Here is a 17,569-nt window from a genome sequence, read left to right as displayed (position 1 = left end):
GATATTGAGGAATTTAACCCACGGACTGCATGGTTAAAATTTAAGTACCGTTCAATCGAAAAATTAAGCGGCCTTCTATTAAAGATTTATACAGTCAAAGCTTATGCGCCTTTCACTATCGCACTCAAACGGGTAATGAATTGCTGTACGGCTTCAACTGTGTCAAAACTAAAGGCAAGGCCATAGTGGGTTTCGGTCAAACTCTTATGTAAACGTTTGGGGAAACGTGTCATCTCGGCATTGTGGAAATAGTCGTATTTGGCATGCACGCCTGCAATAGTGGCAAGTTCGCCGGAAAAGACTTCGAATGCAGGGCGAATAATCAAGTTTGGTGATTTACCGTCGAGGTGTAAATAGAAAGCCTCTTTGGTTTCTGGGAGCATGTATTCTGTAATGTTTTTTATGGTGAAGTTAGTGCGACATTGCAGTCCACTTAAGCAACTCACCATCTTATTATGTTCTATCGCCAAACTTATTCTCCCGTGTTTGTTGTCTATTTAGATTAAACCTGCCCATATCGCGCTACTTTTTCTACTCCCAGTCAATCCATGACTCAGATGACTGATTAAGATAAGAAGAATATCATCTCGGCAATGTTGGTTCTTATCCCGTTTATCCCACTTTACCTCAGCTCAGCCTAATCGGTTTAGTCTTTAAATGCACTAAAGTGATACCCATATCCCAGAGTAAATGGGCGAGTTTGAATTATTTATCACAAAAAACCTTTATATACAGAACGATAAACCTATTAACTCAAACGCTAAGCTGGTGTCACAGAAAATTCTTTTGTGTAAGCAAATCGCTATTTCAAACACGATAAAACACAACTTAGTTTATTAGGCATTACTTATCATCAGGTTATCAGCCTTTAGTTTGACATTAAAACGAACCGTTCAAAATGCGACCCTGCGATTGCATTTTATAATGATTGTTTTACTTGCCAGCTTAAAATGTTGCGTCTAGGTTAATAAGCTTGAGTTAAGTCCTGTTGATAATAGCTAAGTTACGGCAATCACATTTGATGCCAACCTAAACTAGCGCATTCACGCTATCCCGTCGTATTCAGGCCTTAAGTCATGTTTTACCCAAAATGAGTAACCCGCGCTTGAGCGCCTATAAACCGAGCCATGCCAGCCGATTTCAAGCTTATTTACGGCAAATCCTGCATTAACTGACTTGCCCTGAACTGTCGCAACGGACTGGCGGCCACAATCAACAAGACCAACAACACGAGATATAGCCATGAAGATCAAAAAAGCCCTCATGCTCTTGGGTCTGTTCGCTGTCAGCCCAGTCACGTTAGCCGCAACCGGAGTCGCCTTTATCCATGGTACGGGTCACCAGACCAATGCCTTAGCCGATTACTGGACGCCCGAATTTGTTAACTCAGTGCGCCAAGGCATCCCAGTGCCAAACAATTACACAGTGATCAACTGCGACTTTGACCAATATATGTGGGAAGAAAGCGCCGCTGGTTGTCTGGCGACGCAGCTCAATAGCTTTATCCAAGCCAAAAATATCGACGACTTAATTCTGCTGACCCACTCCAATGGTGGCAACGTAGTGCGGTGGATTTTATCTAATCCAACGTGGGACAGCCGTTATCCTGCAGTGATCAACGCCACCTCAAAGGTTATCGCCATCGCACCTTCCAGTGCTGGTACGCCGCTGGCCGATGCGGTGAACCAAGGTAATGTGTTCGAAACCAGCTTAGGCTGGCTCTTAGGCTATGGCAGCAATGCGGTGAAACAACAGCAAGTCGGTTGGATGGCAAACTACAACAACGCTTGGCTTAATGGCACAGCGGGTCGCCCATCGCTGGGTAAACCCTTCGAAGTCGTGGTGGGCTCAGATGTTGATTCCGCTATTTGGGACAGCGACAGTTACTGCGCGGGTTATCAATACCAAGTCGCGCTCGAAACCACCCAAAACTGGCTCGATAGCTGCTCCGACGGCTTCTTAAATTGCAGCTCACAAAAGGCGGCTGGCACTGTCTGGTTTACTGATAAACAAAAGACCCGTGGCCAAGAGCCCTTAAGCCATCAGCAGAGCCGTCGTACGTGTTTCAACTTAGACACGCTGATCCGCAACCACATTTAAGGAGCACTAAGATGCACACACTCAGCAAACTTGCCAGTGTCTTGGCGCTAAGCGGACTGCTCGCAGCCTGCCAAGATGAAGCCACACCCATAGATCCCAAAACCAATGCCAGCCCAATGTACGCCAAAGGGTTAACCTTAGCCGCGCCGAGCGATACCGATCTCGTCGATAGCAATATTGCCAGCCCAACACTCACGCCCATCAACACCAGTACGGATTACATTAGCTTTATCACCCCGCTGTACGGTGAGTATCAAGCGAGTATGCTTAAGCTGGAGCAAGCCAGCCAAAGTGACGAGTATTGGGTCAATGTAACAGGCGCACAGCTTAATGCGGGCGTGGGCCTCACCATGAGCCAAGCGTCTAGCTTAGTGCGCATTGCACCTCGGGGCGATACCCGCTCTGGCGCCTTGATGCACGCCGAGGTCATTGCCCCTGAGCGCGTACAAATTCAGCGCGTTACCCCTAATCAGTCACCCCAAGGCAAAGCAGCCAACAGCAGTGGGATAAACACCAATGAGTCACTGGTCAAATCAATGGTCAACGCCGATGCTTTGGCTAGCGCAGGGTTAACCGATGATTCCAGTGCATTGCAAATGTCGGCGAAGGCCACACCGGGCGAATATCGCCTGCAGGTAAGCCAGCCGTTAACACCGAGCGCCAGCTACTTAGTCAATGTGAAGGAAAAAGGCTCGCCCTATCAACTGAGCGTCAAAGCCCCCATAGCCATCGCGGCGGATGCGCAAACCCTTGGGCTTGAACTCGCACTCAGCCAAAGTGATAACACCTTTGTGCCACAGGCAAAACTCAAACAAGCCGATGGCAATATGCAACCGCTGACGATGGTAAAACAAGGGGAGACATGGCAAGCGGTGATCCCCGCGGGCGTCGCACTTTCGAGCAGCAATGCAGGTTTCAGTGAAATTGAAATCACAGTGCAAACCCAAGTCGATGGCCGACCTGTGCAGCGCACGGTTAAATCTGTCTTTAAGTCCTATGTCAATTCGGCGAGCATCAAGCCCGAAGTGCTCACGGTTTGGGATAAAGGCCTGCCTAACCAAATCAACTTTGAGTTAACTGTCGCCGAGGCGGGACGTTTTGGCTTAAGTGGCACGTTAACCGGCACCAATGCCGAAGGTCAAAAGGTGGCGATTCTACGCACCCAAGCGGCCAATTGGCTGACCCCAGAGTCGCCGAAGTTAAAGCTGATGTTAGATCCTAAGCTTATCCAAGCCTCGGGTTTACAGCCGCCCTTCGAACTCAATGAGTTAGAACTGCAAGATCAAGGTCAAATGGCCAGATTAAGCTATCAAGCCAAGGCACTAACCTTAACGCGCTAATCCAAAGGGACGAATGTTAAGAAGCTAACGTTAAGATACTCAGCTTAAGGTGCTGATAAGTCAGGCTTGTTAGCCTTAAGTTCCTCTCTAATACAAAGTGCCCAATCACGGGCACTTTTTTATTGTTGTGATTTACACCTAAAAGCCATCACCTTATTTAACATCTAGCGTAAAGCACAAACTGTTGACAGAAAAATGACAAGCTAAAGACTATTCACCACACATCACCCTGATAAAATTTACATTGATTATCAAGGGTTATTCCTTTTAAATAACAATCATCAACGGCATAATGTCAACGTCTTGACGTCAGACCTTTGAATGACAAGCATACGGTTCTTTATAACAATACGTATAACAATAAGAGTGACTCACGGCGCAAGTTTTTACCGTGCCATGGTCAATACTCAATAAATGGACATCGTTATGAGTGACAGCACATTTTTCTTTGGTGAATGGCAAATCAATCCCAACGCCAATAGCCTGCTCCTTGGCAAACAAGTCAAACAACTTGAGCCCAAGGCGATGGATGTGCTGCTGTTTCTCTGTCAACGGGCGGGCGAAGTCGTCAGCAGTGATGAAATAGTCAGCCACTGCTGGCCAGGTGTAGATACTGGCGACAATCCACTACACAAGATTATCAATCAGTTACGTCGAGCATTAGGCGATAGCGCCACCGATCCCACCTATATAGAAACCATACGCAAACGCGGCTATCGCACCTTAGCCGAAGTGCGTTTTCCTATCGGACACCAAGCCACCGCCAGCCCACAGAGTTGGCAAGGCGGCTCTCCCTTTCCGGGGCTGCAAGCCTATAGCGCTAACTATGCCGAGGTGTTTTTTGGCCGCAGTGAACAAATCAGCACTTTGCTTAACCGGATAAGCCAACAAATCCTGTTTGGCCGTGCTTTCTGCCTGATCTTAGGTCCAAGTGGCAGCGGTAAATCTTCCCTGATTAATGCGGGTGTTGTGCCCAATTTAATGAAGGGCGACGGCTATAACGGCATTGGTGTCGCGTCATTCAGCAGCTTAGATTTTGCCGATGTGAGTAAAGGGCAACTACTCACCGATCTTGCCAGTGCTATGCTCGACTGGGAAATCAACGACACCCCAGTATTCGAAGGCATGAGTGCTGAGACTCTGGCGATTCAACTCATCGAAGATATCCAAAGCGTAATCGACCAGTGCACCCAAGCGCTCAAGGCTAAACCCTTTTCTAATCCGTTTTTTGCCTTGTTTATCGACCGATTAGAAGTGTTGCTCTCATCACCGCTATTTAGCGATACCGAACGAACTCAGTTCATAGAATTATTGGAACAACTCGCCACCTCAAAAGCCGTGATTATCATCAGTGCCTGTCGCAACGATTTTTATCCTTTATTGGTCAATTACCCAAGCTTAATGGCGGGTAAAGCCCGCGGCGCCCACTTTGACTTAGCACCGCCAACACGCACTGAGCTATTACAAATGATCCGCCTGCCCGCAGTGGCTGCCAACTTAAGCTGGGAAGTTGACAGCGACACCGCAATGCCGCTCGATGAAATGCTCTGCAGCGATGCCGCCAGTAACCCAGATGCGTTGCCCATGTTGCAATACACGCTGCAGGCCTTGTATTTGCAACGCAGCGCCGACGATAAGTTATTAGTCTCGGTTTATCATGCCCTTGGCGGTATTGAAGGGGCGATTGGCAAAAATGCCGAGCAGGCGATTTCCCATTTAAGCGATGCCGAAAAAGCCAGCCTACCACGGATTTTATCCCTGCTAGTGACCCTACGCGAAGATGAAAAGTCCATCACCAGCCGCACCGCTCGCTGGTCGCAACTGCAAAGCACGGCCGAAACCGCCCTAGTGCAAGCCATGGTCGATAGCCGCTTATTCGTGTCGCATCTGCAAAATGGTGAACCCTGTTTTAGCATCGCCCACGAAGCCCTGCTGCGCCGTTGGCCACGGGCGACGGCTTGGATTAGCGAACATAGTGACAGTTTGAGTATTAAGAGTCGCCTACAACATTTATCTAAACGTTGGCTCAGCGAAGCCAAACACAGCGCTTATCTGCTCGCCGAAGGCAAGCCGTTAAAAGAGGCCCAAAGCCTCAGCCAAAATCCGTTATTCGATTTAGACGCTCCCGAAACCGCCTTTATCGCAGCCTCCAGCAAACGCGCCAATATGCTGCGCTGGACGAGGCGCCTAACCGTCGCCCTGCTGTGCGTCCTCACCTTAACCTCCATCATTATGAGCGTGCGCAGCATAGAGGCCGAAAAACTTGCCCTGCAAAAACGCCTCGCCGCCGAAGATTTGCTCGGCTTTATGGTGGGTGACTTCGCCGACAAGATGCGCGGCATCGGCCGTATGGACTTACTCGACGGGATCAGCAATAAAGCACTGGAATATTTCAGTGATTTTTCCAATAAAGAAGATGATACGCACTTAAGTTTTGATGCCCGTTTCCAACATGGCCAAACCTTAGAGGCCATGGGTGAAGTGGCCTATTCGCGCAATAAAATCGATGAAGCTCGCAGCGCATTACTCGCGGCACAGGAAAAAATGCTGCCACTGCTCGAATTGCAGCCGGAAAACTTAGCCCTACTGAAAACCTTAGGTGCCAATGCCTTTTGGTTAGGCCAGCTTAAGTATGATGTGAGTGATTGGTCGGCATCACGCCCTTTTTGGGAGCAATATTTACAATACAGTCAAGCCATGTATGCCATTGCGCCAGAGGATAAAGATGCGCTGATGGAGCTGTCCTATGCCCATAACTCACTCGGTTCCATATCAATGAACCAGCAGGAGTTTGCTAAAGCAAAGCAAGATTTTGAAGAATCATTACGGCTTAAATTGCTCGCCTTGGCAAAAGCGCCAGAGGATAGCCAATTAATTGCTGACGTGGCCAATGCACGCTCTTGGCTAGCGAGCGCTGCTGTATCACAAGGGGATATAAATACCGCTATCCAAATCCATGAAGAAATACAGAAAGCCTTGGTAACTAAAAATCTTGAAAAACAGCCTTATTTACTCGATAGACTTACAGGAAGTTATCAAAACATCACCACACTTTTAAGTTATCAAGGCCGCCGAAAAGAAGCTTTGAACAAAGCCTCTTTGGGGCTTGCTACTATTGAGAATGCATTTAAACAAGACCCTGAAAATGAACGTTGGAAAAGGTTAAAATATTATTCATATTCACAAGTAATTGAGTTCGTCACTAGTGAAAGCCAATATTTAGCACTTGAAAAATCAACGAACATGAATTTTGATGATAAATCTTCACTAATCAAGTCCTCAACATACAAAGATATCTCTGCAAAAATCTATTTGTCCAAGGCAAAACTCATGCTAAACATTGGAGAATTAAAAGAGAGTTTAAAATTCGCAAAATTAGCAACCGAATCATATCGAGAACTAGCAAATGATTTCAATCAAGAAATAACCTATATAGCAAACCTTGCAATAAGTGAATTACTACAAGCTAATATCTATAAAAAACTGGGCGAGCCATTTTACATTGAGTTATGTAAAAGTGTTAGAAACAAAATAACGCCTTTTACTGAAAAAAACAAAGACCCAATATTTACGATTTCCTATGCAAAATCGCTCGATTGTTTAGGAGTACTTGATACACATAAAGAGCTTATTCTTTTTTTAGAAAAAAACGATATTAGAAATATTCGATTCTAACCACACAAGGAACATAAAGATGACTGCACCACAAGGCTTAGCTCAATTTGTAAAAGTGAATGTCACCCTAGAAAATGGTGAACCTGTATTTATTTATACGGATGCCAATGGCCAACAGTGTCAAGGTGACGTCAATGTCACTCAAGCTGGCACAATAACTTACCTGCTGAATGACCAAACCGGTAAAGGGCTAAAATTTGTGGGTGTGGGTTTTGTTACCCCATTCGATAAAATTATCGATGCGGTCACCATCAGCAGCGATGGTATGTTAGTACAGCTAGTAGACCTCGATAGAACACCAGGGACTACTAAGTTCCAATTTGTACTGAGCAATACAACTAATACCTTACTGGTGTTAAGTCCAGATCCAGAAGTTATCAACCATCCTAAAAACTAGGGTCTGTGGATTGGATTTTTCTCATGATTTCTCTCAGGACAGCCATATCTTTTCTAGATAAACGCCTCCTGAAATGAGCTCAAAATGCTCTGCTGCTACGGCAGAGCATTTCTCACAACACATCCGCTTATCCGTTTTCCCATAACAGCACTGTCTTTGGTTGCTAGTGACGCTGAATCCCGTAAAATACAGGCTAAGGCTAACGAATAAAACAGCACAAAAAACAATTCCATTACGCTATTTAGTTTTAAAAATGACAACATTGTTATATATTTACTCCCCTTTTCTGCTTATCAAAAAACGCTACAATCACATTAAAGAACCCAAGTAATAATTAAAAGGAATTATCGTGAAAAAAACACTACTTTTGCTTGCTCTGACGGCATCGTTATCCACCCAAGCCGCCACTCAACAAGACATTGACTTGGCACTGGCTAAAATAAAAAACAGCGCTGACTTACAAGTGGTATTAAATACCCCTTCAGCGCTCGACGCACTCGGTGACAACTTACCTCAGTTCATCAATAGCATGACCGTTGACCAACAGGTGAGTTTCGACAAAGAGATATTAATAAATAACCTCACCGCAACTGAAATTTATAATATTCTCGCCCTGTTTGGTCAGCAAACTACGATAGCGCAATACCAAGGTGCGGCCATAGTTACTGATACCGATAGACTGCTATTCAATACAACGGCACTACCGGTTTGTAATGCAGCCAATCCTATTGAATTATCTGTCACGCTCGATACTCAAAAACAAGCGCATTTCGGTTACGCACAATCGGGCATTGAATGTGATGGCAATGTGGAATTAACTGAAAATACCACGGTAACATATCAGTTAGTCAATCAACCCAACTCACCAAAAGGGCTACGTTTAACTGGGGCTGGATTTACCAATCCCTTCGATGGCCATATTGACACTGTGAGCGTCAGCTCTGATGGGCAAACTATCCAATTGCAAAACAATATTCAAAATACTGGCGTCAGCAAATACCAGTTTATTTTTGCTACGGATGAAAATGATTTGCTGCTGGTAAGTCCAGATCCTGAAATTATTAATAGAGAAGATTAATTTTTTAGGGATCAAATCGGGGACAGTAGCTTTTGCTAATGTGTCCCCTTTTTCTGCTTATCAAAAAACTTTTACAATCTACTTTCAAAGTAAAAGCGGGGACAGCCATGTCTTTTTGTGCTTTATCCCCTCTTATACTAGCCTTTACATTATCTTGATTGCGTCTGTTTGGAGCGGATGATTACCTCGGCCAGAAGAATGCTTATGGATGCTTGGCTCAGCTCTGCTAAAGATTTTCGCCGCCAGTACAGTGGCATCAGTGGTCGTTGGGATGCGATGTGCGCTTTCAAACTTCAGCAAGGTGGTAAATGGTGTAGAGGAAAATAGAAAAGCGGGGACAGCCATGTCTTTTTGTGCTTTGTTCCCTCTTATACTAGCCTTTACATTATCTTGATTGCGTCTGTTTGGAGCGGATGATGACCTCGGCCAGAAGAATGCTTATCGATGCTAATACAACTCCCTTCTATCATGTGATAAATCGCTGTGTCAGAAGGGCTTTTCTGTGCGGTGAAGATAAACTCACAGGCCGCAGTTATGAACATAGACGTGGCTGGATTGTCGATAAAATCAAAGCATTATCTGCTATCTTTTGTATCGACATTTGCGCCTATGCGGTGATGAGCAATCACTATCATTTAGTGCTTAAGATTGACGTGGAGAAGGCTAAATCGTTAACGCAAAGAGACATTATCAGTCGCTGGTGTCAAATCACCAAAGGCCATGCCATTGCCACTAAATATATGAATGGTGATGCCTTAATCGACGGTGAACGCATGTTACTCGATGCCTTAATTGCCGAGTGGCAAGAGCGATTAAGCAGTATCTCTTGGTTTATGCGATGCCTAAATGAAGAGATTGCCCGTAACGCAAATCGAGAAGATGAGTGCAAAGGTGCCTTCTGGGAAGGCCGTTTTAAATCCCAAGCACTGTTAGATGAGCAAGCATTACTGGCGTGTATGATGTACGTTGATTTGAATCCTATTCGAGCTGGCATTGCCGATTCTTTGCAATCCTCTGATTTTACATCAATTCAAAAACGTCTAAATGCACTTTCCCCTAACAGCATCACACCACTGATAACCAAAACCCCAGTAGATAACTCTCAGCCAACACCAGATAAATCCCTCGCAAAATTTGATGGTGCAACGCACCTTCATCGACAAACGGGCATCCCCTTTCATTTTGCCGATTATCTGGAACTTATCGATTGGACGGGTCGCGCGATTCGCCATGATAAAAAAGGATTTATCGATAACCAGCGACCTAAACTGCTTAATGAGTTAGGGATTGCATCCGATGCATGGTTACTTTCAGCCAAAGAGTTTCGCCGACAGTTCAGTGGCATAAGCGGTCGATGGGATGCGATGTGTGCATTTAAACACAAGCAAGGTGGCAAATGGTGTCGAGGGAAATCCCATAGCCAAGCACTACATCCGGAGCAAATTAATGGACTTACATTGCGTTAAATTGCCCTAACAACAAATATTCGACTCAGTCGTAATGCTTAAGACTTGTGGCTATTTAGCCCAAATTTTGTGAGATGTAAGCAAGCGCCCAACTAACTATCCTACCTAATCGCTGACAAAACGACTCAGAAGGTAAAATTTAAAACATTTAAAATCAACAAATTACACCAGAAGGTAAGCAGAAGGTATCTTTTCTTTGCGAAGAATAAAGTCATCATCAGAAAAGCGCTTAGCGCAGATGACATTAGGTTCACGGAGAATGATAACAATGACAAGCTCACCTAAACTGACACGTTCACAACATCCATTATCACTTGTGGGTGAAGGCAATGGTTCACAGTGCACTGCGCAGCAAGGCTTGGTCGAGCCCGCATTGCCGTTAACCTTCTTCGAACATGCCTCGATTGAAACGATTCAACAGTTTATTCAGCATCTGACTGAACCGGTGATTATCGTCAATGCCCAAGGTTACATTTACTTTAGCAATAGCAAAGGTGCTGACTTACTAACATGCCCGCAGGCCAGTTTGAAGGGACAAGATTGGCGCAACTTTTTGACTGAACACCATCAAGCTCGCTACGACAATCTGCTGAGCAATGATATTAAATTAGGCAAAAATTGCGGTATCCCAGTGCAGCACTCCGCCGAAGAAATCACCCTCATTACCGCCTCAGGCAAAGCAAAAGATGTTGAGCTTTCCATTTCCTACATTCCCAGCCATGAACCTCTGTTTGTGATGATGATGCACGATTTGACGCAGCACAAAGCGGAAAATCAAAAACTACGTAAATTGGCCGCCACAGATTCACTGACAGGACTGGCGAACCGCCGATATTTTGATGAAATGCTGCATCACTATTGGGAAGAATGCACCGCTAAGTTGCGCCCTCTTAGCGTGGTGATTATCGATGTGGATTACTTCAAAGTGTTCAACGACCAATTCGGCCATATCCAAGGGGACGAATGCCTACGTAAGATTGCCAAAGTGATTGCTGACATAGTACCGATAGAAATTGGACTAGCAGCGCGTTACGGCGGCGAAGAATTCGCGCTAATTCTGCCAAGCCACAATGCCAAAATGGCACTGACGATTGCCCAAAAAGTGCAGCAAGGGATTAATGACCTGCGCTTTACCGAGCAAGGGCTGCGCGATTATGTCTCTGTGAGCGCGAGCCAAGGGATTGCGAGCGAAATCAATGGCCAGTTCCGTACCTCACTCGCCATGCTGTGCGCCGCCGATACCGCATTGTATCGCGCCAAAGCCGATGGCCGTGACAGGATCAATACATCGCTTTAATACCTATTAATTGGCGACTTGTTTGCCAGCAACTGATTGACCCAAAACTGATTGACCCAAAACTGATTGACCCAAAACATAGTTACCCGCGGCTTAGTTATCCGCAATTGATTAACAACGGGATGAATGACCTCAGTAGCGCTTTAGCGCATTGAGGAAAACACGCAAAGCACACGAAAGGACGCATGAATATGGACAAGCTTGAGGCATCAAGAAATATACGGGCAGTGATTGAAAAAAGCTTACCCGTGAGCACGTCACCCCTTGCCATATTCACTTACCAGTGTTGGTTGAAAACCAGCGTAGGTGGGCGTGTGTTCCATTATAAAACCGATAGAGAAGATACCTATTTTGCGGTGGATATTAATTCACTTGGGCATATTGAATGCGTGATTAATACCACCTTACTGCGGGTTGAGGCAATATCAACCTTAGGTGGACTCAACGACGGTCAGTGGCACTTATTGTCTATCTGCCATGAATATCATGAAATAAGTTGTTATGTGGATGGTGAAATTACCCATACACAACTCAATAATCTGTCACTGGTTGCCGACAATGAGTTTTTAATTGAAAACGTGTCTTTACCGAATCATCGCGATACACATTTCGATGGTGAAATATTTGGCATCACCTTGCTTAATCGATTATTAACCCGAACTGAAATCGTTGACTATTACCGTAATCCAGCGCAACAAAGATCGATTAGCGAAAATAACCTTTACATTTACCAGCACCAAGATGCACATAATATTCGTGGTGAAAACTTTATCCCACTTAAAAGGCAAAAAGTGCTGCTGGTCATATTTAATGATACTGAACATCAATTCATAAAAACCACTGCGGATAGCAACACCTATAATCAACAATTACCTAAAATTATTACGCCCCACGAACGCCGAGCCTATATTATTGAATGTAACTATAACACTTGGCCTAATTTTAGTTATTTAGTGAATTACACGGCGAGTAATCAAGCGGATATTACACTCAATATTGAAGTGTTTAAATCGCTGACAGCCTATCGTTCCAATATTAAAGTCACCGTTGCAAATGAACTCGAACGGGATTGTTTGATTATTCAATCGACCGAAGAAGAATTAAGTGCTGAAGTGCGTATTAGTGAAAACTTAGTGATCACTCAAGCCAAAAACTTTGTTAATTTCATCAATGAAGTTCGCGCACACATTCCGGCCGATAATATTATTACCGGTGGCCATTATTATAGTGAGCAGCAACTCTCGGTCAGCACAGGTAAGCAAATGATTGCCTATCAACAGGCTTGCCAACTGTTCAACCGCAGGTTACAAAAAAAACCACTGGCGATCATCAAATGCACGTCTACTGAAGAAGTTAAAATCGCCTATAAAGCGGCTATTGATTATAACTTGCCAATCAGCGTGCGCTCGGGTGGGAATGATCACGAAGGTGAAAGCACTGAAACGAATACTGTAGTGTTAGATCTGTTGAAGATGGATAGTCTCACTTTAGATCCCATCACAGGTATTGCGGCCATTGGACCAGGCAATCGCTTTATCAATCTCACCACTGCCCTTGCGAAAAAAGGCGTGATGATCCCCCATGGCACCAGTGGCAACGTTGCCTTAGCGGGATTTATTATGGGCGGCGGCTCAGGACCTTGGACCCGCAAATACGGCATGTGCTGCGAATCCCTATTACAGGCAGAAATTGTCCTCGGCATTGGTGAAACCCAAGTCGTCTCGGTTGCCAATAAACCAGAGTTACTCTGGGCGCTCAAGGGTGGCGGCGGATTAAGTTACGGCATAGTGACCCGCTTTTTTGTGCAAACCTTTCCACTACCGCCTTGCCTTATCAAGTTTGAATTAGAATGGAATTGCTACGATAAACAAACCCATGAACTTATTGAACACACCCCAACCAAAGACATTTTACAGCGCTGGGAAGCCATCATAAATGCCGACAGTACTGGCTGTTTGATTGGTACTAATCTCAAGATTAATGCCAAACATTTACCCGTAGAACAACACAAAACACAACACATAGACACTGAGTCGATTACGCATAACTGCTTGATGTATGGTTTTTGGGAGGGCAATTCCGCCAGCCTAAACCACTTTATCCAGACACAATTTAATGAATTTGGCCTAGTCCCCAATGATATTCGCATCGAGGGTATGGGCGGACTCACCAAAGCCTACGGTGAAAACTTAATGGCCAATTGGGAAAGGGAATCTTTTCATCATCTGCAAGCTGACTTACAAGGCATAAACCGCTCACCGACGCCACCCGATTTGGATGAGCCCGCGCCCCATAAAGTCACCTCGCGCTTAGTGAATCAAACGGGGCTCAGGGACGGTTATAAGCCACTGCTTGAAAGCTTAACTTCTCGCTATGTGCTTGAAGGTAATCGCCAATTGGGACTATTTACCTATGTCACCCTTGGCGCCATTGCGGGTGATTATTATCGCACTATGGGCGAAGAGCAAAAGAGCCGCAGCGCCTTCCCCTACAAGGACAGACAATACACGATTCAATATCAAACTTGGTGGAATAACGCGCTGCAAGAGAAACAACAATTGCAGGATAGCCAAGTGTTTACCCGCATCAATCGTGCACTCGATTGGATTGATGCCAGCCGAAACTATGACATCCCCAACACCTCGGGCGCTTTTATCAGTTTCAAGGATAAGGCCATCCCTACAGATGTGTACTTCGACCATAACTACGCCGCGTTAAAACGGATTAAGGCGGCCTACAGCCAAGATAGCTTTAACCATTTCCGCTCACGTAAAAGCATTATCTAAGTTAATACATCGGCATAGCCTAGGGTGAGTTTTTAAGGCAAAATCGACGCCGTCCACAGGACGGTGTCGCCCCTTAACTCTCTGTTCACTCTGTTGTAGGTTATCTATGCCAAGCTCAACTTTAGCTATCATTTTTGCCCTATTGGCGGCCATTCTTATGGGCACAATCGGTGTATTAGCGCGCTTTGCCGCCCTGCCCGCCGAACACATTACCTTCTACCGCTTACTGCTCGGTGCCCTATTTCTATTGGCTTATATGCTGCTTACAGGTAAAGGCCATCAGATTCGCCATAGACCCAGTAAACGTACCTTAGTGAATGGCATTATGCTCGCGGGTTTTATGGCGTTTTACATTGAAGCCATTCAGTACACCCAAATGGCCAATGTGATCATGATTATTTACTTAGCCCCTGTGGTGTCGGCTATTTTCGCCCATTATTTCTTTGCCGAGAAACTCACCCGCTTAAGCATGGCAAGCGTGGTCGTCGCGCTGGTGGGCTTTATGTTAATGATCCCCACAGGGCCACAGCAAGCGAGCAATCACACTGAATTATTAGGTTATTTTTATGCCCTACTCGCCTTATTAACCTACTGCGGTTTTATGTTAATCAACCGAAAACCTAGCCTGAGTTCGCCCTACCAGAGCACTTTAGTGCAGCTTAGTGTCGGCGCTTTGTGCCTACTGCCCTTAGTGATAAATGCACCGCTGACGCCAAGTTTGCCGCAAATGGGTTGGTTAATTGCGATTGGATTCTTCCCCGGATTTTTAGCAATATTACTGGCGGTAAAAGCCCTGCGCCAATTGCCTGCAGTCACCTTTGGCACCCTCGCCTATGTGGAACCGGTTATCGTAGTGACGCTGGCATGGTGGATATTTGGTGAAAGCTTGAGCCCAATGCAATTAAGCGGTGTCGGCTTAATTCTTCTGGCCGGCATTAGCCAAGGCTTTATCAGTCAGCGCAACGCATTGATTACGAGCGGCTAACCAACAATACTTTGCCAAGTTGCTGAAATAATGTGAAGAAAATAGTGTAAGCTCGACAGAGGATTGATTGAACATTGCACCGAAGACGTGCGACTAAGACTTAAGATCAGGAGGTCAAATTGAGAAAGCTACTGTTAGTCATCTGTATATTTTTGCTCAGCGGTTGCTTAGGCATGCCTAAACTTGTTCAACCCGTGAATGATTTTGAGCTGAATAAATACTTAGGTAAATGGTACGAGATTGCACGATTAGATCATTCATTTGAAAGTGGCTTAAGCCAAGTTAGCGCAGAATACAGCCTGAAAGAGGATGGTGGTGTTAGGGTCATTAACCGTGGATTTTCAGCGGCTAAAAATGAATGGAAAGAAGCCGAAGGAAAAGCCTATTTTGTGAATGGGGACTCCGAAGGCTATTTGAAAGTCTCCTTCTTTGGGCCATTTTATGGATCGTATGTGGTCTTCGAATTAGATCATGAAAACTATCAATACGCTTTTATATCGGGACCCGACACGGGTTATTTGTGGCTATTGGCTAAAACCCCGACTGTGCCACCCGAGGTGTTGCAAAAGTTTGTTGAAATGTCTAAAGCCCGCGGCTTTGATACCGACAATTTGATTTATGTGCAGCAAGAGTCAGCGCCCTAACGAGTGCCACCAATGCACTAAAATCGAGTGCGCGAAAGCTAATCGCTAGATAAAAAGACAGCCAATGGATACAAAAACGCCGCAATACATTGCGGCGTTTTTATTGATGCTGCATTTAGCTACATTGGATTTACATATGCAGCTAAATAACAAATAGCGTTAGACTTCGATGCCTTTGCTGGCAAGGAACTCATCATAAGTGCCTCTGAAATCATTCACACCTGAGTGAGTGACTTCGAGGATACGGTTTGCCAGAGACGATACGAATGCACGGTCATGACTCACGAAAATCAAGGTCCCTTCGTACATTTCCAGCGCGTTGTTCAGTGATTCAATCGATTCCATATCCATGTGGTTGGTCGGTTCGTCGAGCACTAAAATGTTGGCTTTTTGCATGATGAGCTTGCCGAATAACATACGACCTTTCTCACCACCAGACAGCACTTTGACTGACTTTTTAATGTCGTCAGAGCCAAATAACATACGGCCTAAGATGCCACGTACCGATTGGTCGTCATCTTCTGGCTTGCGCCATTGGCTCATCCACTCGAACAGCGTCATTTCGTTAGCGAAATCAGACTCATGGTCCTGCGCATAGTAACCAATGTTAGCGTTTTCAGACCATTGGATAGTACCTGCATCCTGCGGGATATCATGGATAAGAGTACGCAACAGGGTTGTTTTACCGACGCCGTTTTCACCCAATACCGCAATGCGCTCGCCCACTTCAACAATTAAGTTTAAGTCTTTGAATAACGGGGTGTCGTAGCCTTTAGTTAGGTTTTCAATCACTAAGGCATTACGGAACAATTTCTTCTCTTGCTCGAAACGAATGAAGGGGTTCACACGGCTAGAGGCTTTTACTTCATCTAACTTAATCTTGTCGATTTGACGGGCACGTGATGTGGCTTGTTTCGCTTTAGAAGCGTTAGCCGAGAAGCGTGCTACGAAGGTTTGCAGTTCAGAGATCTGGGCTTTTTTCTTCGCATTATCAGACAATAAACGCTCGCGAGCTTGAGTCGCTGCTTGCATGTATTCGTCGTAGTTACCTGGATAAACGCGCAGTTCGCCGTAGTCTAAGTCAGCCATGTGCGTACAGACTGAGTTTAAGAAATATCTATCATGCGAAATGATAACCATAGTACTGCTACGTTGGTTCAACATGTCTTGTAACCAACGGATTGTGTCGATGTCCAAGTTGTTGGTAGGTTCGTCAAGCAGCAGCACGTCTGGATCAGAGAACAGGGCTTGCGCTAACAATACACGCAGTTTTAAACCCGGTGCGATTTCAGACATCAAACCAAAATGGCTTTCAATACCGATACCTACACCTAACAGTAATTCGCCTGCACGGGATTCGGCGGTATAACCGTCCATCTCAGCAAAATCCATCTCTAGGTTGGCGACGGTAATGCCATCTTCTTCACTCATTTCGGGTAAAGAATAAATACGGTCACGTTCTTGCTTTACCTTCCACAGTTCGCGGTGGCCCATGATCACGGTATCGATCAGGTTGAATTCTTCATAACCGAACTGGTTCTGGCTTAATTTACCCAGACGCTCATTCACATCTAACGAGACGTTACCGCTGCTAGGGTCTAGATCACCACACAGGATCTTCATGAAGGTCGATTTACCACAGCCATTCGCGCCGATAAGACCGTAACGGTTACCACCGCCAAATTTAACTGAGATGTTTTCAAACAGTGGCTTAGCGCCGAACTGCATGGTGATATTTGCTGTTGTGATCAAAATGAACTTCCAAATCGAGTAATGTTGGCCGAGCCCGCTGGCGCCGCTT

At 45.3% G+C, this 17,569-nt stretch carries 13 protein-coding genes; 10 read left to right on the top strand and 3 right to left on the bottom strand.

From position 1 onward, the window contains the following. Positions 1 to 101 precede the first annotated feature (101 nt). The gene (locus L5M49_RS07040) at positions 102 to 449 is read right to left on the bottom strand and encodes a hypothetical protein (protein WP_113938914.1); all 348 of its coding nucleotides are present in this window, start codon (positions 447 to 449) and stop codon (positions 102 to 104) included. Positions 450 to 1,043: 594 nt separating this feature from the next. Next, entirely contained in the window at positions 1,044 to 1,244 is a 201-nt protein-coding gene (locus tag L5M49_RS07035) for a hypothetical protein (protein ID WP_168823115.1), read from the bottom strand. On the opposite strand from L5M49_RS07035, the gene L5M49_RS07030 reads away from it, so the two are divergent. From L5M49_RS07030 to L5M49_RS06980, 10 genes are all read left to right on the top strand, one after another. Next, a complete protein-coding gene (locus L5M49_RS07030; protein WP_028760548.1) occupies positions 1,243 to 2,100 on the top strand; it encodes a hypothetical protein in 858 nt (285 codons plus the stop codon). The genes L5M49_RS07035 and L5M49_RS07030 overlap by 2 nt on opposite strands. An 11-nt stretch (positions 2,101 to 2,111) precedes the next feature. Beyond that, on the top strand, positions 2,112 to 3,440 hold the full coding sequence (locus tag L5M49_RS07025) for a DUF4785 domain-containing protein (RefSeq protein ID WP_263265716.1): 1,329 nt from the start codon (positions 2,112 to 2,114) through the stop codon (positions 3,438 to 3,440). A gap of 426 nt (positions 3,441 to 3,866) precedes the next feature. Further along, positions 3,867 to 7,115 (top strand): winged helix-turn-helix domain-containing protein, encoded by a 3,249-nt coding sequence (locus tag L5M49_RS07020; protein WP_263265715.1) that lies wholly within the window; start codon positions 3,867 to 3,869, stop codon positions 7,113 to 7,115. A gap of 19 nt (positions 7,116 to 7,134) precedes the next feature. Then, positions 7,135 to 7,512 carry a DP-EP family protein gene (locus tag L5M49_RS07015; RefSeq protein ID WP_219256172.1) on the top strand — a complete coding sequence of 126 codons (378 nt, stop codon included), beginning with the start codon at positions 7,135 to 7,137 and terminating at the stop codon, positions 7,510 to 7,512. Positions 7,513 to 7,861: 349 nt separating this feature from the next. Further along, positions 7,862 to 8,590 (top strand): DP-EP family protein, encoded by a 729-nt coding sequence (locus L5M49_RS07010; protein ID WP_263265714.1) that lies wholly within the window; start codon positions 7,862 to 7,864, stop codon positions 8,588 to 8,590. Between the two features lie 416 nt (positions 8,591 to 9,006). After that, positions 9,007 to 10,056: a transposase gene (locus L5M49_RS07000; RefSeq protein ID WP_263265713.1), complete on the top strand. Its 1,050-nt coding sequence runs from the start codon at positions 9,007 to 9,009 to the stop codon at positions 10,054 to 10,056. Between the two features lie 268 nt (positions 10,057 to 10,324). Beyond that, on the top strand, positions 10,325 to 11,353 hold the full coding sequence (locus tag L5M49_RS06995; RefSeq protein ID WP_263265712.1) for a diguanylate cyclase: 1,029 nt from the start codon (positions 10,325 to 10,327) through the stop codon (positions 11,351 to 11,353). A 191-nt stretch (positions 11,354 to 11,544) separates the two neighbouring features. Further along, entirely contained in the window at positions 11,545 to 14,139 is a 2,595-nt protein-coding gene (locus tag L5M49_RS06990) for an FAD-binding protein (protein WP_263265711.1), read from the top strand. Positions 14,140 to 14,245: 106 nt separating this feature from the next. Continuing rightward, positions 14,246 to 15,124 carry a DMT family transporter gene (locus tag L5M49_RS06985; RefSeq protein WP_263265710.1) on the top strand — a complete coding sequence of 293 codons (879 nt, stop codon included), beginning with the start codon at positions 14,246 to 14,248 and terminating at the stop codon, positions 15,122 to 15,124. Between the two features lie 119 nt (positions 15,125 to 15,243). Continuing rightward, positions 15,244 to 15,768: a lipocalin family protein gene (locus tag L5M49_RS06980; RefSeq protein WP_263265709.1), complete on the top strand. Its 525-nt coding sequence runs from the start codon at positions 15,244 to 15,246 to the stop codon at positions 15,766 to 15,768. A 159-nt stretch (positions 15,769 to 15,927) separates the two neighbouring features. Here the strand turns inward: L5M49_RS06980 and L5M49_RS06975 are convergent, their stop codons facing one another. Then, positions 15,928 to 17,520 carry an ABC-F family ATPase gene (locus tag L5M49_RS06975; protein WP_081729050.1) on the bottom strand — a complete coding sequence of 531 codons (1,593 nt, stop codon included), beginning with the start codon at positions 17,518 to 17,520 and terminating at the stop codon, positions 15,928 to 15,930. Between the last annotated feature and the right edge of the window lie 49 nt (positions 17,521 to 17,569).

Origin of the sequence: Shewanella sp. SM74, from assembly GCF_025653725.1 — a bacterium.
In the GTDB taxonomy this organism is placed as follows: domain Bacteria; phylum Pseudomonadota; class Gammaproteobacteria; order Enterobacterales; family Shewanellaceae; genus Shewanella; species Shewanella oncorhynchi.
The sequence above is the reverse complement of the archived record's forward strand: the minus strand, read 5'-3'. Positions and strand labels throughout refer to the sequence as shown.